Annotated in this window: 20 protein-coding genes; 8 read left to right on the top strand and 12 right to left on the bottom strand. The window is 65.2% G+C overall.

Translation table 11 applies throughout. The features are described from left to right. Positions 1 to 56: 56 nt before the first annotated feature. Complete coding sequence (locus tag HAP47_RS39800) at positions 57 to 962, top strand: LysR family transcriptional regulator (RefSeq protein ID WP_173640085.1); 906 nt, start codon at positions 57 to 59, stop codon at positions 960 to 962. 113 nt (positions 963 to 1,075) lie between these two features. On the opposite strand, the gene maiA is transcribed toward HAP47_RS39800, so the two are convergent. Continuing rightward, entirely contained in the window at positions 1,076 to 1,735 is a 660-nt protein-coding gene (gene maiA, locus HAP47_RS39795) for a maleylacetoacetate isomerase (RefSeq protein WP_173640086.1), read from the bottom strand. Positions 1,736 to 1,903: 168 nt separating this feature from the next. After that, positions 1,904 to 2,494, bottom strand: coding sequence for a polyhydroxyalkanoate synthesis repressor PhaR (phaR, locus tag HAP47_RS39790; RefSeq protein WP_173640087.1), 591 nt, complete (start codon positions 2,492 to 2,494; stop codon positions 1,904 to 1,906). Between the two features lie 313 nt (positions 2,495 to 2,807). Here phaR and HAP47_RS39785 point away from each other — a divergent pair, with 313 nt between their 5' ends. From HAP47_RS39785 to yddG, 3 genes are all read left to right on the top strand, one after another. Then, positions 2,808 to 3,986 (top strand): acetyl-CoA C-acetyltransferase, encoded by a 1,179-nt coding sequence (locus tag HAP47_RS39785; protein WP_173640088.1) that lies wholly within the window; start codon positions 2,808 to 2,810, stop codon positions 3,984 to 3,986. Positions 3,987 to 4,241: 255 nt separating this feature from the next. Next, on the top strand, positions 4,242 to 4,967 hold the full coding sequence (phbB, locus tag HAP47_RS39780; RefSeq protein WP_173640089.1) for an acetoacetyl-CoA reductase: 726 nt from the start codon (positions 4,242 to 4,244) through the stop codon (positions 4,965 to 4,967). A 137-nt stretch (positions 4,968 to 5,104) separates the two neighbouring features. Further along, complete coding sequence (gene yddG / locus HAP47_RS39775; protein ID WP_173640090.1) at positions 5,105 to 5,971, top strand: aromatic amino acid exporter YddG; 867 nt, start codon at positions 5,105 to 5,107, stop codon at positions 5,969 to 5,971. A 140-nt stretch (positions 5,972 to 6,111) separates the two neighbouring features. Here the strand turns inward: yddG and HAP47_RS39770 are convergent, their stop codons facing one another. Continuing rightward, positions 6,112 to 6,543 (bottom strand): cupin domain-containing protein, encoded by a 432-nt coding sequence (locus HAP47_RS39770; RefSeq protein ID WP_173640091.1) that lies wholly within the window; start codon positions 6,541 to 6,543, stop codon positions 6,112 to 6,114. Then, positions 6,543 to 7,310: a hydroxyacylglutathione hydrolase gene (gene gloB / locus HAP47_RS39765; RefSeq protein WP_173640092.1), complete on the bottom strand. Its 768-nt coding sequence runs from the start codon at positions 7,308 to 7,310 to the stop codon at positions 6,543 to 6,545. Before gloB ends, HAP47_RS39770 begins: the two co-directional genes overlap by 1 nt. 184 nt (positions 7,311 to 7,494) lie before the next feature. Between gloB and HAP47_RS39760 the strand changes: the two genes are divergently transcribed. Further along, entirely contained in the window at positions 7,495 to 8,247 is a 753-nt protein-coding gene (locus tag HAP47_RS39760) for a class I SAM-dependent methyltransferase (protein WP_173640093.1), read from the top strand. A gap of 84 nt (positions 8,248 to 8,331) precedes the next feature. On the opposite strand, the gene HAP47_RS39755 is transcribed toward HAP47_RS39760, so the two are convergent. Together HAP47_RS39755 and prmC are read right to left on the bottom strand one after the other, a co-directional pair. Next, a complete protein-coding gene (locus HAP47_RS39755; RefSeq protein WP_173640094.1) occupies positions 8,332 to 9,108 on the bottom strand; it encodes a DUF4167 domain-containing protein in 777 nt (258 codons plus the stop codon). Positions 9,109 to 9,562: 454 nt separating this feature from the next. Beyond that, positions 9,563 to 10,453: a peptide chain release factor N(5)-glutamine methyltransferase gene (prmC, locus tag HAP47_RS39750; protein ID WP_173640095.1), complete on the bottom strand. Its 891-nt coding sequence runs from the start codon at positions 10,451 to 10,453 to the stop codon at positions 9,563 to 9,565. Positions 10,454 to 10,558: 105 nt separating this feature from the next. On the opposite strand from prmC, the gene HAP47_RS39745 reads away from it, so the two are divergent. Next, complete coding sequence (locus HAP47_RS39745; RefSeq protein WP_173640096.1) at positions 10,559 to 10,984, top strand: HIT family protein; 426 nt, start codon at positions 10,559 to 10,561, stop codon at positions 10,982 to 10,984. Here HAP47_RS39745 and HAP47_RS39740 read toward each other — a convergent pair. The 4 genes from HAP47_RS39740 to HAP47_RS39725 form a co-directional block, all read right to left on the bottom strand. After that, positions 10,981 to 11,679, bottom strand: coding sequence for an ABC transporter ATP-binding protein (locus HAP47_RS39740; protein ID WP_173640097.1), 699 nt, complete (start codon positions 11,677 to 11,679; stop codon positions 10,981 to 10,983). The two genes, HAP47_RS39745 and HAP47_RS39740, sit on opposite strands and share 4 nt — an antisense overlap. Further along, entirely contained in the window at positions 11,676 to 13,523 is a 1,848-nt protein-coding gene (locus HAP47_RS39735) for a branched-chain amino acid ABC transporter ATP-binding protein/permease (RefSeq protein WP_173640098.1), read from the bottom strand. Before HAP47_RS39735 ends, HAP47_RS39740 begins: the two co-directional genes overlap by 4 nt. 13 nt (positions 13,524 to 13,536) lie before the next feature. Next, positions 13,537 to 14,412 (bottom strand): branched-chain amino acid ABC transporter permease, encoded by an 876-nt coding sequence (locus HAP47_RS39730; protein ID WP_173640099.1) that lies wholly within the window; start codon positions 14,410 to 14,412, stop codon positions 13,537 to 13,539. Positions 14,413 to 14,514: 102 nt separating this feature from the next. Beyond that, positions 14,515 to 15,870: a substrate-binding protein gene (locus HAP47_RS39725; RefSeq protein WP_173640100.1), complete on the bottom strand. Its 1,356-nt coding sequence runs from the start codon at positions 15,868 to 15,870 to the stop codon at positions 14,515 to 14,517. Between the two features lie 247 nt (positions 15,871 to 16,117). On the opposite strand from HAP47_RS39725, the gene HAP47_RS39720 reads away from it, so the two are divergent. After that, a complete protein-coding gene (locus HAP47_RS39720) occupies positions 16,118 to 16,606 on the top strand; it encodes a hypothetical protein (protein ID WP_173640101.1) in 489 nt (162 codons plus the stop codon). A gap of 142 nt (positions 16,607 to 16,748) precedes the next feature. Beyond that, positions 16,749 to 17,207: a MarR family winged helix-turn-helix transcriptional regulator gene (locus tag HAP47_RS39715; RefSeq protein WP_173640102.1), complete on the top strand. Its 459-nt coding sequence runs from the start codon at positions 16,749 to 16,751 to the stop codon at positions 17,205 to 17,207. A gap of 33 nt (positions 17,208 to 17,240) precedes the next feature. Here the strand turns inward: HAP47_RS39715 and prfA are convergent, their stop codons facing one another. Together prfA and ptsP are read right to left on the bottom strand one after the other, a co-directional pair. Beyond that, positions 17,241 to 18,320, bottom strand: coding sequence for a peptide chain release factor 1 (gene prfA, locus HAP47_RS39710; protein WP_173640103.1), 1,080 nt, complete (start codon positions 18,318 to 18,320; stop codon positions 17,241 to 17,243). Positions 18,321 to 18,377: 57 nt separating this feature from the next. Then, a complete protein-coding gene (ptsP, locus tag HAP47_RS39705) occupies positions 18,378 to 20,645 on the bottom strand; it encodes a phosphoenolpyruvate--protein phosphotransferase (protein WP_173640104.1) in 2,268 nt (755 codons plus the stop codon). Positions 20,646 to 20,713 lie beyond the last annotated feature (68 nt).

Raw genomic sequence — 20,713 nt, 5'->3', positions numbered from 1 at the left:
GCAGCGCATGCGCGTACTCCAATCGGACGGCCGCGCTTTCCGGGGAGCATGTCGGCATGGACTGGAACGACTTTCGGCTCATCCTTGCGATCAGCCGGACCGGCTCGCTGAAGGGAGCAGCGAAGGAGCTGGGTAACGACCACTCCACGATCTTTCGCTGGCTCAACGGTCTCGAGGCCAGATTCCGGGTCCAGCTCTTCGAGCGCAATGGCGGCGTCTATGTTCCGACGGATGCCGGAGACCGGATGTTGCTCGCCGCCGAGCGCATGGAGGCGGAGGCGCTGGCACTCGATCGCGACATCGCCGGCCGCGATGCCCGTCTGTCTGGAAACTTGCGGATCACGTGTTCGGAATCACTGGCTTACCGCATCCTCAACGACCTGCTGGCCGGGTTCCGGTCCAGGCACGAAGGCATCACGGTCGAACTGCTCGTCGACAACCGGCAGCTCGATCTGCTGCGACGCGAGGCTGATATCGCCATCCGGGCGACGCGCCCGGTGGAGGGGGATTTGTTCGGACGCCAAATCGCGGAGACGGCGTGGGCGCTCTACGCAAGTCCGCGATACCTGGCCGACCGCGACCGGTTCATCGGCGGCTCGTTCGAGGGACACAGGTTTATCGGCTGGGATACCTCGGCTGTTGCAGCGGCAGCGAAGTGGCTTACCGAGACCGTGCCGAACGATCGGATCGTGTACCGGTCCAGCAGCCTGATCAATCAGATGATGGCGGTGAAGGCCGGCATCGGGATGGCGTTGCTGCCCTGCTATCTCGGCGACCCGGAGACCGACATCGAGAGCATTGCGGTCCCGGAGGCCGCGCTGACGCGCGAACTCTGGCTCATCACCCACCGCGATCTGCGCAACACTGCGCGTGTCCGCGCCTTCTTCGACGTTGTGGGGCAGGCGCTGACGGCGCGTCGCCAACTGCTCGAAGGACGCTCCCGCAACCGAGCCGCGCTCTGACGTGCGATGAAGCGTCATCGCGCTTTGGCCTATTGTGCATGCATGATCTCCGCGCAAACGCATCCCGCGGCTGTCGCGAGGGAAAACCGCTTCGCACGTTTCCGGATCATGCTCTAGCCAGGCTCACCCGCAGCCTTGTAGCCTGGTTGGCGAAAGGGGTGCGCGTCGGCGAATGCCGGCAAGGCGAAGCACCGCCGTGCCAACGCCGCCACCTCGGGAAATGCAGCAAGGTCCATGCGATAGACGTCGGCGAGGGCGACCTGGCCCGCAATGCCGATGTCGGCGATTGTCGGCGCCGCGCCGAGCGCGAAGGGCGCGGCCGGACGCCGCTCGAGCAGGCGCTCATAGGTCGAAAGTCCTTCCGTGGTCCAATGCCTGCACCATGACTCGATGGCGGGCGCATCGGCGCCGAATGCCTGACCGAGATGCTTGCGGACGCGCGGTACGGTCAGGGGATGCGCATCGGCGGCCAGGATCATTGCCAGCGACCGCGCATGGGCCCGCTCGTGTGCGTCGGCCGGCAGCAGCTGCGGCTCCGCCTGGATTTCGTCGAGATATTCGATGATCGCCAGCGACTGGAAGATGGGACGACCGTCATGGACGAGGGTGGGCACGACATGTTCGGCATTCACCTCGGCGTAGCCCGGATCGAACTGGCGTCCGGAGAGGATGTCGATGTCGATTTCCTCGAAGGCGAGATTCTTGAGTGCAAGCGCGACCCGGACGCGGAATGCCGCGTTCGAGCACCAGAAGCCGTAAAGCTGGATGGTCATTCGGATTGCCTTCTATCGTAGGCAATCTCTTTAGCGCGCGATGCGAAGTGCGTCGCATGTGATGCGATTGCTGCGCAGCAACCCGCTCTTGCGAACCTGCAAGCTGCCTTCGAAAATTTTGTAGGTTGTAGATCGCCCTGGCAGGCCAGGCGACGCCGGTGACGAGACCTACTCGTCCTTCTTCGCCGGCTGCGACATGCGCTCGAGGCGTTCCTGCATGTCCTTCATCTGGCGGCGAAGGTCGTCGATGTTGCCGTCGTCGGCCGCGGGCTCCGGCGCCTTCTCGGCTTCAGCGCCGCCGCGCTGCGGCACGAACGGCTTGAACATCGAGAAGGTCTGCTGGAACAACTCCATGTTGCGGCGGACCTGTTCTTCCAGGGGAGCAAACGGCGTCCCGCTCAGCGCGCCCGCGATCTGCTTGCGAAATCTCTCCTGTTCCCGGGTCAGCTGATCGATCGACTGCTCGAGATATTTCGGCACCACCATCTGCATGCTGTCGCCGTAGAAGCGGATCAGCTGGCGCAGGAAGGTGGTCGGCAGCAGGTTCTGCCCGGCCTTGTTCTCCTGTTCGAAGATGATCTGCGCGAGCACGGAGCGGGTGATGTCATCGCCGGTCTTGGCGTCATAAACGAGGAAATCCTCGCCTTCCTTCACCATCGCCGCGAGATCCTCGAGCGTCACATAGGTGCTCGTACCGGTATTATAGAGCCGCCGGTTCGCGTATTTCTTGATCGTGGTCGGTTGTTCAGATTTTGCCATGGGCTCACACTTCAACACCGAAGGACCTGGAACCCGGCAGCATCGCCGCTGGGCTAAATGCAACGCATCGCAGCAAAGGTAAGCATTTTCAAAGCCGTTCGGCTACCGTTTTGTGCTGCACGGTTAATCCCAAAGCAAAGGCATTGCTCAGGAAAGTGCCAAGGACGTCATTTTGAGTGCGTCGCGGCGCGATTTGCGCGTCAGCGCGATTGACATGGCTCAATGAGGTTTACAGGATAGTCGTTAAGAGACAGGTCCGCCAAACCGGCCGCCCGCCGTCGAGAAACCCAGCTACAACCCATAGGAGATGTCCATGTCAGACGATGTCGTCATCGTCAGCGCCGCCCGCACCCCGGTCGGTAGCTTCAACGGCGCGTTCGCCACCACGCCGGCCCACGACCTCGGCGCGATCGCCATCAAGGCGGCGCTGGAGCGTGCCGGCGTCGAGGGTGGTCAGGTCTCCGAAGTCATCATGGGCCAGATCCTCACTGCGGCGCAGGGCCAGAACCCGGCCCGCCAGGCCTCGATCGCGGCCGGCATCCCGGTGGAGAGCCCGGCCTGGGGCGTCAACCAGCTCTGCGGCTCGGGCCTGCGCACGGTGGCGCTCGGCTACCAGGCGCTGCTGAACGGCGATTCCTCGATCGTTGTCGCGGGCGGCCAGGAATCGATGAGCATGGCCCCGCACGCGCAGTATCTGCGCGGCGGCGTCAAGATGGGCGGCCTCGAACTGATCGACACCATGATCAAGGACGGCCTGTGGGATGCCTTCAACGGCTACCACATGGGCAACACCGCCGAGAACGTCGCCAAGCAGTACCAGATCACTCGCTCGCAGCAGGACGAGTTCGCGGTCGGTTCGCAGAACAAGGCCGAGGCGGCGCAGAAGGCCGGCAGGTTCAAGGACGAGATCGTCCCGGTCACCATCAAATCCCGCAAGGGCGATATCGTGGTCGACGCCGACGAGTATCCGCGTCATGGCGCCACGATCGATGCAATGGCCAAGCTCCGCGCCGCCTTCGAGAAGGACGGCACGGTGACCGCCGGCAACGCCTCGGGCATCAATGATGGCGCAGCCGCCGTCGTGCTGATGACCGCCAAGGAAGCCGCCAAGCAGGGCAAGAAGGTGCTCGCCCGCATCGTCTCGTGGGGCCAGGCCGGCGTCGACCCCAAGATCATGGGCACCGGGCCGATCCCCGCCTCGCGAACCGCGCTGAAGAAGGCCGGCTGGAACATCGCCGACCTCGATCTGATCGAGGCCAACGAGGCGTTCGCAGCGCAGGCCTGCGCCGTCAACAAGGACCTCGGCTGGGACCCGGCCAAGGTCAACGTCAATGGCGGCGCGATCGCGATCGGCCATCCGGTCGGCGCGTCGGGCGCCCGCGTGCTGGTGACGCTGTTGCACGAGATGCAGAAGCGCGATGCCAAGAAGGGCCTCGCGACGCTCTGCATCGGCGGCGGCATGGGCATCGCTATGTGCGTTGCACGCGACTGAACAAGAGGCAGCGAGGTCGGTTAGGTGATGAAAAGATCATCTGTCAACCACGGCGCGAGCTGATAGAAAAGATGCCCGGCTTTACGCCGGGCATTTTTGTTTCGAGAGCATGAAGCGGATTTCCGAAAGATCATGCTCAAAAAAAAGAGGAGCTAAAGCGCGATGGCGATGCAGCCTATTCTCATCGCGCTTTGTTGAGTGAGTGCGAGGACCGGAGTGATCCGGTTATAAAAGACGGCCAAGGAGGAGACGGACATGGCACGTGTTGCATTGGTGACGGGCGGAACGCGGGGCATTGGAGCTGCAATCAGCAAGGCGATGAAGGCGGCGGGCTACAAGGTGGCGGCAAGCTATGCCGGCAACGACGCCGCGGCGGAGAAGTTCAAGGCGGATACTGGAATCCCCGTCTACAAGTGGGACGTCGCGTCGTTCGACGCCTGCGCGGCCGGCGTGAAGCAGGTCGAGGCCGATCTCGGCCCAGTCGACGTGCTCGTCAACAATGCCGGTATCACCAGGGACACCGCATTCCACAAGATGACGCTGGAGCAGTGGAATGCCGTGATCAACACCAACCTCGGCTCGCTGTTCAACATGACGCGCCAGGTGATCGAGGGCATGCGCGCCCGCAAGTTCGGCCGCGTCATCTCGATCTCCTCGATCAACGGCCAGAAGGGCCAGTTCGGCCAGGTCAACTACTCCGCGGCAAAGGCCGGCGACATCGGCTTCACCAAGGCGCTCGCGCTGGAGAACGCCAAGGGCGGCATCACCGTCAACGTGATCTGCCCGGGCTACATCAACACCGAGATGGTGCAGGCGGTGCCGAAAGATGTTCTCGAGAAGAACGTGATCCCGCAGATTCCGGTCAACCGGCTCGGCGAACCCGAGGAGATCGCGCGCGCCGTGGTCTTCCTCGCGGCTGACGAGGCCGGCTTCATCACCGGCTCGACGCTGACCGTGAATGGCGGCCAGTATCACGCCTGACGCGAGAAGCGTCGACGCGTCGCAGGTTCCATCAATCACGTCGTGATGCCCGGCCTTGTGCCGGGCATTTTCGTCGTTACAACGGCGAGGCGCGAAGCAGAGACGTGGCCGGGGCGGCCACGACGGATTGAGTTCAGATGACGACCCGAACTGCGACCCTTGTCGGACTGACCGCCATCCTGATGTGGTCTCTGCTGTCGGTCATGACGGTCGCGACCGGGGCGATCCCGGCGTTCCAGCTCGCCGCCATGACGTTTGCGATCGGCGCCGCGGTCGCGTTCGCAAGCTTCCTGTTCCGTCCCGCGGCGTTCGGCGCATTGAAGCAGCCGCTGGTCGCCTGGGTTGTCGGTGTCGGCGGGCTGTTCGGCTATCACGCGCTGTATTTCCTGGCGCTGCGGTTCGCGCCACCGGCCGAGGCCGGCCTGCTCAACTATCTCTGGCCGCTGCTGATCGTGCTGTTCTCGTCGCTCTTGCCGGGCGAGCGGCTTGCGATCCATCACATCGTCGGCGCGCTGCTTGGCCTTGCCGGCACCGTGCTGCTGTTCGCCGGCAACACCGGCGCATTCACAAGCGCGCAGATCCCGGGCTTCGCGGCGGCCTTCGTCGCGGCGTTCGTCTGGGCCGCCTATTCGGTAATGTCGCGCCGGCTCAAGGCGGTGCCGACGGATGCGGTGGCGGGCTTCTGCCTTGGCACGGCCCTGCTCGCGGCACTGGTGCACATGCTGGTGGAAACCACGGTGTGGCCCGCGACACCGCTGCAATGGCTGGCCGTGATCGCACTCGGCATCGGTCCGGTCGGCGCGGCGTTCTTCGCCTGGGACATCGGCATGAAGCGCGGCGACATCCGCGTGCTCGGCGCCGCATCCTATGCCACGCCGCTGCTCTCGACCGCGTTCCTGATCGCCGCGGGTTTCGCCAAGCCCAGCGCCAACATCGCAATCGCAGCGATCCTGATCGCCGGCGGCGGCCTGATCGCGGCCAAGGACATGGTGCTGAAGCGATGACGTCCGCCCTCACCACTCGTCATTCCGGGGCGCGCGTTAGCACGAGCTACGATGCGCAATTGCGCATCTGAGAATCCATACTCCCAATCGTGGTTAAGGATTCCGGGCCTGCGCCAAGTGGCGCATCCCGGACTGACGAACTAGGCCGGCTCCCAGCCCTTCGGCGCGAGCTCGAACTTCGCAAATTCAAATCCCGGCGCCACGGTGCAGCCGACCAGCGTCCAGTCGCCGCTGCTTTCCGCGGTCTGCCAGGCGCCCGCCGGCACGATCGCCTGGGGCTGTTCGCCGCGCGCGACATCCGGCCCGAGCGTGATCGCACGCGGCGGGGCGCCGTCCTGCGCAATCTTCAGCGTCAGCGGCGCGCCCGCGTAGTAGTGCCACATCTCGACGGCGTCGATGCGGTGCCAGTGCGAGCGCTCGCCGCGCGCGAGCAGGAAATAGATCGCGGTCGAATGCGCGCGTCCACTGGCGTCGCAGCGTTGGTCGCGAAACGTCTCGCGATAATGCCCGCCTTCCGGATGCGGCTGCAGCGCGAGCCGCGCGATGATGTCGGCAGCAGAGAGCTGTGACATCAGGACTTGTTCTTGCGCTCGCGGAGCTCGCCGAACACCAGCGCCGGGTCGGCGCCCTTCATGTGCAGCTTGGCGGCGACAACAGGCTCGTCGGCGCGCAGGAACACGTTGGCCTTCTTCTCGTCGCCCAGCAGCACGGGAATCGTCGGCTTGTTCTCGGCCCGCAGCTTCGTCACTTCCTCGGCGCGGGCCTGCAAATGCGGATTGTCGGCCTCGATGGTGAGCGCGAACTTCACGTTGGAGGCGGTGTATTCATGGCCGCAATAGAGGCGGAAATCGTCCGGCAGCGAACGCAGCTTCAGCAGCGAATCCCACATCATGGGATAGGTGCCTTCGAACACCCGGCCGCATCCGATCGAGAACAGCGTATCGGCGGCGAACACCGCCTTCTCGCCGTCGAACACGTAGGAGATATGGTCGAGCGTATGGCCGGGGGTCTCGACCACGCGCGCGAGCAGGCTGCCGACCTTGATGACGTCGGCATTGGCGGCGCGCAGATCGACATTGGCAATCTTGGCCGATTTGTCGTGCGGGGCGACGACGCGGCAGCCGTATTTCTGCTTCAGCTCGGCGACGCCGCCGACATGGTCGCCATGGTGATGGGTGATCAGGATGTCGGTCAGCGTCCAGCCTTCGCGCTCCAGCGCCTTGATGATCGGGCCGGCCTCCGGCGCGTCGATCGATGCCGTCGCCTTGGTGGCGGGATCGTGGATCAGGTACCCGAAATTGTCGGTGAGGCAGCTGAAGGTGCGAATTTCGGCGGTCATGATATCTCCACGAACAAACGGGACGGACATTTCAGAGCATGGTCCTTTCGACAAACCGGCGTCGCCGTTTTTCGGATCATGCTCTTACCGCGCCCAATATAGGGGTGAAATATGGCGTTAACGCTCCGGCGGCAACGCAAATTTCGGCGCTCCCCGGCTGCAACGGGCATGTTAGGCTAGGATCATGGACGTCATCGACCTCCGCGACTTCTACTCGCAGCGCCTCGGCATCGTGGCACGGCAGCTGATCAACCGCGGCATCCGTGCGCGGTGGCCGAACGCGGAAGGCCTGCGCGTGCTCGGGCTCGGCTATCCGACACCTTATCTCGGCCTGTTCCGCGATACCTGCGAGCGCTGCGTCGCCTTCATGCCGGCGGCCCAGGGCGTGCTCAAATGGCCGACCGGCCGGCCTGCGCTGGCGGCCCTGATCGACGAATTCTCGATGCCGCTGCCCGATGCCGCGATCGATCGCGTGCTGCTGGTGCATGCGCTGGAGATGTCCGACGATCCGGAGCGGCTGCTGCGCGAGGTGTGGCGGGTGCTGTCGCCGTCGGGGCGGCTGATCGCGATCATTCCGAACAGGCGCGGCGTCTGGACGCGCACCGATGCGACGCCGTTCGGCCACGGCCGGCCCTATTCGCGGGCGCAGATCACCCAACTGTTGCGGCAGACCTGGTTCACGCCGGCGTCGTGGGGCGAGGCGCTGTTCATGCCGCCGGTGCAGGGCAGCTGGTTCCTGCGCTCGGCGATGGCGTGGGAGCGGGTCGGTGCGGCGCTGTCGATGCCGTTCGCCGGCGTGCATATCGTGGAAGCGAGCAAGCAGGTCTATCGCGCAATCCCGGCGCGCCGCGAACGCACGCAACTGATCCCGTCATTGCGTCCGGTGCTGGTGCCGTCCTCGACGGCGACGCGCAAATCCAGTCACGCGGAGTCGTAAGGCGACACGGAGTCGTCAAACGACTCGGAGTCGAGACGCGACTATTCACCCTCCCCGTGAAGGGAGGGTGACAGATTTTCAGGGTTACTCGTTGCCCGGATTGAAGTCGTCGCTCGGCGCCGGCTGCGCCGCCATTTCGGGGCGCGGGCCGTGCGGACGGCGGCGACGGCGCGGAAAGCGCTCGCTGCGTTCGCCGCGTTCTGCGCCGCCATTGTTGGCTTCATAGGCGCCACCGTTCACCTGCGGCTGCGCGCCGCCGGTGATGAATGAGGGCAGACGATCGACGCCGCCGGCATCGGCCAGCACCGGCTGCGGCTGAATCTGCGGTTGCGGCTGATATTGCGGCTGCGGACGATGCTCGCGTTCACGGTGCTCACGCGGCTGCTGCTCGCGCGGCTGCTGGTCACGCTCGCGATGCTCCCGCGGCTGCTGGTAGGGCTGCTGGCCGTTATCGCGCATGAATGGCTGTTGCTGCTGCGGCACGAAGCCCGGCTCCTGGCCGAAGCTCGAATAGCCGTCGCTGTCGTCGTCGCCGTCTTCGGTCTGCGTCACCTCGGCGTCGGGGCGCGGCTGCTGCTGATTCTGCCGGAACTGCTCCTGCGCGGCCGCGATGATCCGGTAGTAGTGCTCGGCGTGCTGGTAGTAGTTCTCGGCTGCCACCGGATCGCCGGAGGAGCGTGCATCGCGCGCAAGCTGGACGTATTTCTCGGCCACGTGGGAGGCCGTGCCGCGGATCTTGATGTCGGGTCCGTTCGATTCGTACACCCGTGTCAGGGGATTCTGGCCGCGCCGGTTATTGTTGTTGTTATTGTTGTTGTTGTTCCGATTGCGCATCCGCTTGTTGTTCTGACCGTTTCTCATCTGTCGCCTTTTATTCCAGCCCTGAAGTTATTGCAGTCCACAGTCCGATTCGGGGCGCCCCTAGGCACACGGAATCGCAATACCGTTCGAAGTGGCATCGATGTCGCCGACCATCTCGTTCAGCAAAGTCGCGTTCAGCAAAGACGCGTTCCCCAACCGCCACCGGCCAAACGCGCCAGCGACCAAATCATTCCGCCCGTTGAGACAGGCCCAGTTCTCGTGCGTAAGTGTTCAAGCGCAATAACAGGCTTTCGTTCGCTTGGCGGTCGAGAGCAGCACAGCTTCGGCTATTGCGCTCAATGAGACCTGCGTTCCTGGAACCTTTCGATCGGTGGGCTCTGCTGAACCCTGGTCATCACCCGTAACGGCTACGGGGCCAGCACCGATGTTGTGGGCGGAACGTAGTCGTTCCCGGGGGATATTCCAAGAGGTTTTTTTGCGTTCCAATAGGACTTTATCGGGGCAGCCGGCGGGCTGAAACGGCCCTCGGAACGCCCCCGAGATCGGCCTTGGGCCGCCCCGTTGGGGATAACCCGGAAGCCGTCATCAGCGCTTCAACGTCGCCGCTCTGGCCCTGTCCGACTTCCACAACCAGAAATCCACCTGATGTCAGAAGACCCGCAGATTGCGAAATCAGCGCGCGGTAGGCGTCGAGCCCGTCGGCCCCGCCGTCGAGCGCCGCGCGTGGGTCGTGCGCGCGCACCTCGATCTTGAGACCGGCGATGTCGGCCGAGGGGATGTAGGGCGGATTGGACACGATCAGGTCGAACGCGCCGGTCAGCGCGCTGCCATAGTCGCACGCGATCCATGTCGCGCGCTGGCTAAGTCCGAGTTCGGCGGCGTTCCGGCCCGCCGTCTGCAGCGCCTCCGCCGAGATGTCGGTGGCGAAGCCGTGCGCGTGGGGCAGTTCCGAGAGCAGCGCCAGCAGGATCGCGCCCGAACCGGTGCCGAGATCGGCGATCCGCAGCGCGCGATCCGCCGCGCCTTCGGCGTGCAGCAGCTCGAGCGCGCGCTCGACCACGGTCTCGGTGTCGGGACGCGGCACCAGCGTCGCGGCGGTCAGATGCAGCGGCAGTCCCCAAAATTCCTTGATGCCGAGAATGCGCGCGACCGGTTCGCCGGCGAGGCGGCGCCCCGCCAGGCCCTCGAGGCGATCCGCTTCGTCCCTCGTCAGGATGCGTCTGGCGCCGGTCACCATGCCGGTCAGATCGAGGCCGAGCGCCGCGCCGACCAGCAGCCGTGCGTCGAGTTCGGCGGCGTCACTGCCGACCGCGGCAAGGCGCGCGGCGAGTGCGCGGCGGGCACTCTCGACGGTCTGGCCGCTATTTTCAGCTGATGCGCTCATGGCGCGTTGTTAGCTGATGGTCGATGCGGCGTCGATATGGCTTGCACCCCGCGCGGTCGGCGCGCACCGTCGACGCCTCAGCAGATTGATCCGGAACGCGCGGCCATGACGGACTATGACGACCAGAACATTTTCGCGAGGATCCTGCGGGGCGAGGTCCCGAGCTTCAAGGTCCTCGAAACCGACCGGACCTTTGCCTTTCTCGACATCATGCCGCGCTCTCCGGGGCATACGCTGGTGATTCCGAAAGCGCCCGCGCGCGGAATCCTCGACATCGCCGAAGACGACCTTGCCGCGGTGGCGCGGTCGGCCAAGCGCATCGCGATCGCCGCGATGAAGGCGTTTTCCGCCGACGGCATCATCATCCAGCAGTTCAGCGAACCCGCCAGTGGTCAGGTGGTGTTTCACCTGCACATGCATGTGATGCCGGTGAAGGCCGGCGTCGCGCTGGTGCCGGCGCAGACCCGCAAGGAGGAGATGGACGTACTCGCCGATCATGCCAAGCGCATGATCGCTGCGCTTGGAGGCTAGACTCCGAGATAGCGCTGCAGGACGTCGGGCTGTGCCTTGATCTCCTGCGCGGGTCCTTCATGGACGATGTGCCCGTTATTGATGATGTAGATGCGCTGGGCCAGCGCGAGCGTCGCGGCGAGGTTCTGCTCCACCAGCACGATGGTCTGTCCGGCCTCGGCCAGATCGCGGCACGCCTTCATCAGGTCGCGCACGATCACCGGCGCCAGTCCCTCGAACGGCTCATCGAGCAGGATGATCTTGGGATCGCGCACCAAAGCGCGCGCGATCGCCAGCATCTGCTGCTCGCCGCCCGACAAATCGGTGCCGCGATTGCTGCGCCGCTCACGCAGCCGCGGAAACATCTCGTAGATGCGGTCGAGCGGCCAGCGCTGCGAGGCGGTCAGGCCGGCGATCACCAGGTTCTCCTCGACACTCAGGCTGCCGAAGATGCGGCGCTCCTCATGGACCAGCTGCATGCCGGCCTGCGCGATCTTGTGGCTCTTCTTGCCGGCAATCTCGGCGCCGTCGAACATCACCGAACCGCGGCGCGGGGTGACGACGCCCATCAGGCTCTTCAGCGTCGTGCTCTTGCCGGCGCCATTGCGGCCGAGCAGCGCGACCACCTCGTTGCGCTCGACCCGGATCGAGACGTCGAACAGGATGTGCGAGTCGCCGTAATAGCTGTTCAGTCCGTTGACCTTGAGCAGGCTCATGCGGCGAGCACTCCATGCACGCCGCCAAGATAGGCTTCCTGGACGGTCGAATTGTTCTTGATCTCTTCCGGTGTCCCCTCAACCAGCACGCGGCCTTCCTGCAGCACGGTGACGCGCTCGGCGAGCTCGAACAGCGCATCCATGTCGTGATCGATGATTATCATGGTGCGGCCCTGGCTGATCGACTTCAGCAGCTTCACGGTCTCGACGCGTTCGCGCGGGCTCATGCCGGCCAGCGGCTCGTCGAGCAGCAACAGGCTCGGCGACGTCGCCAGCGCCAGTCCGATCTCCAGCCGCCGCTTCTCGCCATAGGCGAGCTCGGAGACCAACGTATCAGGTCGCGAGGTGAGATTGACCAGCTCCAGCGTGTGCTGCACGCGCTCGGACAGGCCGGGAATGCTGTCGATGGTGCGGAACAGGTCGAGCTTGAACTTACCGCGAAGTCCCGACAGGGCCGCGATCACCAGGTTCTCGCGCACGGTAAGGCCGTCGAACAGCTGGTTGACCTGATAGCTCTTGGTCAGGCCGAGCTGGCAGACATCGGTGACGTTCATGCCGGTGATGTCGCGGCCCTCGAACACGATGGTGCCGGAGGTCGGGTGCACCTCGCAGGTCAGCATCTTGAAGAAGGTCGACTTGCCGGCGCCGTTCGGGCCGATGATGCCGCGCAGCTCGCCGTGATTGACCGTGAAGTCGATGTCGCTGTTGGCGAGCAGGCCGCCATAGCGCTTGGTCAGGCCCTTGGCCTGGAGGATCGGACCGGACGGACGGCCCGCGGGGCGGGGCCGCGCAGGCGCGGCGGCGACCGCGGCGTGTGGCTCGCTTGCGACGGCTGCGACCTCCGGCTGGCTCTCGTCCGGATCGACGGCGCGCTTTCCGGTCAGCAGGCCATAGAGATCGACGAGGCCGCCGATGATGCCGCGGCGCAGGAAGCACACCAGCAGCACGAACACGATGCCGAGCACGAGCTTCCAGGCCGCGCCGAGCCCGAGCGCGGACTGCAGGAAATCCTGCAACCACAGCCACATTGCGGCGCCGACCAATGGCCCGAACAGCGTGCCGCGGCCGCCGATCGCGGTCTGCATCACGAGTTGGCCCGACGTGTCGAAGGTGAACGCGTCGGGCGGCATGAAGGCCTGCAGCACGCCCAAAAGGCCGCCGGCAAAGCCGGCATAGGCCGCGGCGATCACAAAGGCAGTCAGCTTGTAGCCGTGTATGTTGTGGCCGACTGCCGTCGCGCGCAGCGGATTGTCGCGGATGGCGCTGAACACGGCGCCAACCGGCGAGCGCACGATGCGCAGCGCGATCACGACGCCGATGAAGTAGCACAGCGCCAGGAACTGGTAGAGCGACCAGCCGGTGGTGAAATGCAGTGTCGTGAAGCCGAGATTGAAGCTCGGGGTCGGAACGCCCGGCAGTCCGTTCTCGCCGCCGGTGAAGTCGGACAGCGGATTGAACTCGACGAAGAAGAACACCTCGGCGATCGCCACCGTGATCATCGCGAAGTAGATGCCGGTGCGGCGCAGCGCGATCAGGCCGATCAGATAGCCGGTGGCGGCGGCGGCGATCATGCCGATGATCAGCGCGAGCACGACGTTGGGGAAGCCCGCGCGGGTGAGCAGCCAGGCGGCGACGAAGCCCCCGGTGCCGTAAAAGGCCGACTGGCCGAACGACAGCAGGCCGGTGAAGCCGAACAGGATGTCGAAGCCGAGGCCGAACAGGCCCCAGACCAGGATCCGGTTTACGGTGTTGGGTGCGAAGCCGAGCCAGGGCAGCACGAAGGGCGCGGCGACCAGCCCCGCGGCTGTCAGGAACTCGATGAGGTATGGGCGCTGTTTCAGCATTGAATATCCGTCGTCATTCGCGGCCCTGCGTGCCGAGCAGGCCGTGCGGTCGGAGCACGAGCACGAGCGTCATCGCCGCGAACAGCATGACGTATGCGTAACCGGGGTTGAACATCGAGGTGACGCTGATGATCTCGCCGGCGATCAGTCCGCCCAGAATGGCGCCGGGAAACGAGCCGACGCCGCCGATCACGACCACCACGAAGGTCTCGACCAGAATGTCGTCGCCGACACCGGGGGTGAGCGACACTACCGGCGCATTGATGATGCCGGCGAAGCCTGCGGCCATCGCACCGATGCCGAACACGATCATGAAGATGCGGTAGACGTTGATGCCGAGCGAATCGACCATCACCGAATCCTCGATGCCGGCGCGCACGATCATCCCGAGCCGGGTGCGATAGAGGATCAGGAACAGTCCGCCGAGCGCGACCGCGACGATGCCGACCACGGCGAGCCGATAGGTCGGATAGAACAGGAAGCCCAGCGAGGTGATGCCCTGCAGCATCGCCGGCGGCGGCACCACCTGCGACTGGCTGGTGAAGATCAGCCGCACGAGCTCGACGAAGCAGATGCCGAGCCCGAATGTGACCAGGAGCTGGTCCTCATGCGGGCGATCGTAGAAACGGCGGATGATGATCCGCTCCATCGCGACGCCGAGCACCATTACGAACAGGGATCCGGCGATGACGGCGAGAATGAACGATCCGGTGTAGGAATAGGCTACATATCCGGCGTAGCCGCCGATCATGAACATGGCGCCGTGGGCGAGATTGAGCACCCCGAGCGTGCCGTAGATGATCGTCAGCCCGGAGCTGATCAGCGCGAGCAGCGCGCCGAGCGCCAGCCCGTTGAAGAATTGCGAGACAAAATTCGGCCAGTTGATCATGGCGTGCGTTCAGTTGGCCCGGTCAAGGAGGATACGTTCCGACACAAAGCGGCGCCGCGGGCCGGGTCACCCCGCCCACGGCGCCGAGTGGTCCCACGTCAATCAGGTGTAGTCGCCGAGATGGCAGCCGAACGCATCCGGCTTCTGCATCAGACCGTCGCCGGGGACGATCTCGACCACCTCGTAATAGTCCTCCTTGTTTTTCATCTCCTTTTCCATCTTGCCGCGGACGATGATGACGGGGCGGACGCACTGGTGATCCTCGGGGCGATAATGCACGTCGCCGACGAGCGAGGGGATGGTCTCGCCCTTCTCGTAGGCCTTGATGACGTCGGGTGGATAGAAGCTGCCGGCTTCCTCGACCATGCGGGCCCAGTGCGCGAAGCTGACATAGGCGTTCTCAGCACCCCATTCGGGTTTGTAGCCGAACTTCTTCTCGAAGGTCTCGTTGAACATCTTTGCGAGCGGATACTTGTCCTCGATGGTCCACCAGTAATCGGTCGCGGCGTAGACGCCCTGCATCAAGCCGCCAGTCTCGCGCGCGATGAACGGCACCTGGTAGGGCACCACGAGCTTCATCTTGTCGAGCACGCCGAACTGCTTGGCCTGCTGCGTCGACAGCACGGCGTCGTGGCCCCAGTTGACGTTGATGAGCACGTCGGCGCCGGAATTCGCGACATTGAGCAGGTAGGACGAGTAATCCGGCGCGCCGAGCGGCGACACCTGGTTGGTGACGGTGGTCCAGCCCGCCTGGGCGAGGAAGTCCTGCATCGACTTGGTGACGGTGTGGCCATAGGTGTAATCGGGCGTCAGGTAGGCGGCCTTCTTGTCCTTGCCGAACTGCTTGATCAGCACCGGCGCGATCGCCGCCGCGGCGGTCTGGCCGAAGAAATTCTGCCGGAAGCCGTAACGCACGCAATCCTTGCCGGTGGTGTCGTTGGAGCCGGAGATGCCGCAGACGAAGATCACCTTCTCGCGCTGCGCCAGCTTGTTCAGCGCGACCGCGACCGCGCTCGACGTGCCGCCGGTGATCATCACCGCCTTGTTCTCCGAGATGAAGCGCTGCTGCGCCTGCACCGCCTCGTTCGGCTTCGCCGCGGAATCCGCCACGCCGAATTTCAGCTCCTTGCCGAGCACGCCTTTTGAGGTCTTTGGCGAGATCTTCTTGATCAGCTCGTGGCCGCTGTTGATGTGCTCGATCGCGAGCTGATAGCCCTTCAGCTCATCCTCGCCCTGCACGGCGTAAGTGCCGGTGCGCGGCACCGAGATGCCGATGAAGGCCGCGGAGCCGGACGTGCCTGCGGGAAAGGTGCCGATCGCCGGATGATCCTCGGCGAATGTCCGGGACGCGATCGTGGCCGGCAGCACGGTGCCGCCGATCAGGCTTGCGCCGGCCTGCAGCAGGGTGCGACGCGAGACGTTCAATGTGCTGCCCGGCCGAAAATCCTTGGTGCTCATCGCTCGATATCCTCCATTTATATTGATTGTTGGCGCGCATGTTCACTCGTCGCCGGGTCGGACCGATCGGCGGCAGGATGCGCCGGCTGCGATGCAGCAGCCCGACACAGCTACAATTCCCCACCGGGATATTTAGTCAATGTCACCTTTCGTCGAATCATATCGGCCTCCGATAGAACTAATATCGGCCTACGATATATATATCGAGGGTTTACCGCCCGGGTGCGGGTCCAGTAAGTGAGGGGCGATGATCCAGGAGCCTTCCAGTCGTATCGAAAATACCGCAGAGCGCGCCGGGACCGAGGACGGCGGCGCCGAGCCTTCGGGCGGCCTGAGCATCCGCGCGATGAACGTCCTGAAGGAACTGGCCGTCGAGCTGCTCGACGAAGTGCCGCCGAAGCTGGGCTGGACACCGCCGGGCGATCTGCTTCGCCTGCTCACTGCGCGCCATCTTGCAACCGCACGAAATTGCGGACGACAAACCATGCGCGAGATCATCGACTGGGCGGCGTCGCGCGGGATCTCGATCCCGGCACCGCACCATATCGGCAAGTCGCTGTCCGAGGTCTGGGGGGATCTGGTCGAGCGCGCCTCGGCCGGGCATCTTACCAAGAGCGAGATCACCGAGGCGCTGGAGAAGTCGATCCGCCGCAGGAGCCCGCGGATTCCGGTCGCCTTCCAGATCGTGCTGCTGAAGATATTGAGTTCGAGCTACGACCGCTGGCCGCAGCCGTGATGTCGTCCCGCTCCGCTCGACCGTCAAACCGTTGAAAACACGACTGCGGAGCCGGCCGGTAGGATGGTCCGTCCGGCGCAGGCTTGATAGCGTCGTCCGGCTCGTGCCATCAGGCGGAGCGAGCCAGCAACGGGACGACGGAATGCCTCAAGCCAAGCAGCGACAAACCGCCGTCGGAGCCACCAAACGCAAGGCGACGGTCGACTACCGGGCGCTGGCGCAGTTTCGCTTCGAGCTGCGGACGTTTCTCGCGTTCAGCGAGGAGGGGGCCCGGAAAGCCGGGTTGACGCCGCGGCAGCACCAGGCGCTGCTCGGTATCAAGGGCTTCGTCGAACCCGGTCCTCCCACCGTCGGTGATATCGCCCGGTTTCTACTGATACGGCACAATTCCGCCGTCGAGCTGATGAACCGCATGGCAAAGGTCGGGTTGGTTAGCCGGGTCACCGATCCCGTGGACGGGAGGCGGGTTCAGCTCAAGCTGACGGCGAAGGGAGAGCGGAAGCTCCTGGCGGTCTCGAAAAAGAACATCGAGAAGCTCCGCCGCGCCGCGAGCCCGGCGTTGCGCCGCTTGCTGAGGTCCTCTCCGCCCGCCGAGACGTGAACGACACGCCCGTTAGCGAAGCAGCGGCGCTCGTTATGCCGCCGCGCCCTGTGCCGCGAGCTGCGCGGCTTGGTGCTCGGTGGTCAGCGCATCGATCAATTCGCCGAGCGCCTCGCCCGCGATCACCTGCGGCAGCTTGTAGAGCGTCAGGTTGATGCGGTGGTCGGTGACTCTCCCTTGCGGGAAATTATAGGTGCGGATGCGCTCCGAGCGGTCGCCGGAGCCGACCTTCTCCTTGCGGTCGGCGGAGCGCGCAGCGTCGACGCGCTGGCGCTCGGCGTCATAGATGCGCGAGCGCAGGATGTTCATCGCCGACGCCCGGTTCTTGTGCTGCGAGCGGCTGTCCTGCATCATCACCACGATGCCGGTCGGCAGATGGGTGATGCGGATCGCGGATTCGGTCTTGTTGACATGCTGGCCGCCGGCGCCGCCGGCGCGCATGGTCTCGATCCGCAAGTCCGTGTCCTTGATGTCGACGTCGACGTCCTCGACCTCGGGCAGCACGGCGACCGTGGCGGCCGAGGTGTGGATGCGGCCCTGCGTCTCGGTGTCGGGCACGCGCTGCACGCGGTGCACACCGGACTCGAATTTCAGCTTGGCGAAGGCGCCGCGGCCCTGCACCTCGGCGATGATTTCCTTGTAGCCGCCGACAGTGCCTTCGCTCGCCGAGATCACCTCGACCTTCCAGCCCTGCAAGGCCGCGAAGCGCTCATACATCCGGAACAGGTCGCCGGCGAACAGCGAGGCCTCGTCGCCGCCGGTGCCGGCGCGGATTTCCAGCACCACGTTGCGGTCGTCCATCGCGTCCTTCGGCAACAGCGCGACCCGGATCTTCTGCTCGAGATCGCCGATGCGCGCCTGCAGCGTCTCCAGCTCGGCTTCCGCCATGCTGCGCATCTCGGGATCGGTCCCCGCATCGGCCAGCAACGCCTCGGTGTCGGCGAGTTCCGATCGGGCAGAGCGATAGGTCTTCACCGCATCGATCAGCGGATTGAGCTCGGCGAGCTCGCGCGTGATCGCAACATAGCGCTCGGAGTTGACCTGACCGAGCAGCTCGGCCTCCAGCGAGGCGTGATGGGCGAGCAGGACGTCGAGTTTGGCTTCGGGTAGCATGGCGGAGTCTCGAATTGCTGAAAGCGCGAAGGGGTGGCAGAGGCGACGGCAGCGTCGCTACAAGGCCAGCCCCTCGGTTTCCGCAAACTTCGTCAGCGCCCCGCGGATCGAGACGCTGCCGACCGGCGCGTCCAGCAGCGGATTGATCATCGCCTCGGCCTTCTTGGCGTCGAGGTCGAGGATCAAGGCCTTGACCGGGCCGTGCGCGGTCGCCGACAGCGACAGCGAGCGATAGCCGAGCGCAATCAGCGCCAGCGCGCCGATCGGCTTCGACGCCATCTCACCGCACAGCGAAGCGGCCTTCTTCGCGATCTTGGCCTTGCGCACGATGTCGCGTAGCGCGCGCAGGATCGGCGCCGACAGGATGTCGAAGCGTTCCGAGACCTTGGCATTGCCGCGGTCGACCGCGAACAGGAACTGGAACAAGTCGTTGGAGCCGACCGAGACGAAGTCGACCTTCTTCAGCAGCTCGTCGAGCTGGTAAAGCAGGGCCGGCACCTCGACCATGGTGCCGATATCGATCCGCTCCGGCAGCGAATGGCCGTGCTGGCGCAGATAGGTCAGCTCGCGCTCGACGATCGCCTTGGCCTGGTCGAACTCGGCGATCTCTGAAATCATCGGGAACATGATCTTCAGCGCACGGCCGCCGCCGGCGCGCAGCAGTGCGCGGATCTGGCCGCGCAGCAGGCCGGGGCGGTCGAGGCCGAGCCGGATCGCGCGCCAGCCGAGCGCGGGATTTTCCTCGACCACGGTCTCCATGTAGGGCAGCGCCTTGTCGCCGCCGATGTCGAGCGTGCGGAAGGTGACGGGCTTGGTGCCCGCGGCATCGAGCACGGTGCGGTATAGCGCAAGCTGGTCGCTCGAACGCGGCAGGCTCGGGCTCACCATGAACTGCAATTCGGTGCGGAATAGGCCGATGCCGGCGCTGCCGGTGTCCTCGATATGCGGCAGGTCGATGGTCAGGCCGGCATTGATCAGGAGCTCGATCGGCTGGCCGTCCTTGGTCACGCAAGGCTTGTCGCGCAGCGCCGAATATTGCGCCTGCCGCCGCGCCCGGAACCGGACGCGCTCGGCGTAGGCGGATTCGATCTCGGCGGAGGGGCGGACATAGATCTCGCCGGAAATGCCGTCGACGATGATGGCATCGCCCGGATCGGCAATGCCGGGCGCGTTCGGCACCTCGCCGACCGCGGGAATGCCGAGCGCGCGCGCCACGATCGAGACGTGGGAATTCGCGGTGCCTTCCTCCAGCACCAGGCCGCGCAGCCGCTTGCGGTCATAGTCGAGCAGTGCCGCGGGGCCCATCGCGCGGGCGATCAGGATGGCGTTGTCGGGCAGCTGTTCGCGCGTCGGCGCATGGTCCTGGCCGACCAGTTGCCGCATCAGGCGATGGCCGAGATCCTCGAGATCGTGCAGGCGGTCGCGCAAATAGGGATCGGTCGAGCGCAGCATGCGCGCGCGGGTGTCGGACTGCACGCGTTCGACGGCGGCTTCCGCGGTGAGGCCGGTGGCGACCGCCTCATGCAGCTTGTGCGACCAGCCCTGGTCGTTGGCGAACATGCGGTAGGCTTCCAGCACATCGCGATGCTCGCCACCTTCGGCGACGTCGCCGCGCTCCAGCATGCGGTCGAGATCGGCGCGCAGATTGGCGAGCGCAGTGTCGAGCCGCTTGATCTCCTTCGGCAGGTCCTCGGCGATATAGTTGGTGATGACGACGCGCGGCTCGTGCAGCACGACATGGCCGAGCGCGATGCCGTCGGAGAGCACCGCGCCGGTCTTGTGCAGCGAGTGCCGCGCGGCGGGCTCGGCGCCGGGCTGGGCCAGCGCGGCAAGCTCGCCTGAGGCGATCATCTCCGCCAGCACCATGGCGGTGGTCTGCAGCGCCTCGACCTCTTCCTCGACATAGGTGCGCTTGGCGCGGTTCTGCACCACAAGCACGCCGAGCGTGTTGCCGGCGCGCAGGATCGGCACGCCGAGAAACGAGTGGTAGATCTCTTCGCCGGTCTCCGGGCGGTAGGCGAAGGCGGGGTGGCTTTGCGCGTCGGAGAGATTGAGCGGCGTCGCCTCGCTGGCGACGAGGCCGACGAGGCCCTCATGCGCGCTCAGCACGGTGCGGTGCACGGCGTCGCGGTTCAGACCCTCGGTGGCGTAGAGCTCGAGCGTGTTGTCGATGCGCAGCACGTAGCAGGAGCAGACCTCGGCCACCATGTTGGCCGCGATCAGCACCACGATCTTGTCGAGGCGTTCCTGGGCGGAGACTTGCTCCGCCATGGTTTCGCGGAGCCGCCTCAACAGGACGCGGGGGCCTCCCGACGCGCTCCGCATGTGCTTCAGTCCCTCCCCACCAGGCCGGCGCACGGGGCCGGCCGGCCGTTGGCGCAAAACTCGTCAAA

Source organism: Bradyrhizobium sp. 41S5 (genome assembly GCF_011516665.3).
Classification (GTDB): domain Bacteria; phylum Pseudomonadota; class Alphaproteobacteria; order Rhizobiales; family Xanthobacteraceae; genus Bradyrhizobium; species Bradyrhizobium quebecense.
The sequence above is the reverse complement of the archived record's forward strand: the minus strand, read 5'-3'. Positions and strand labels throughout refer to the sequence as shown.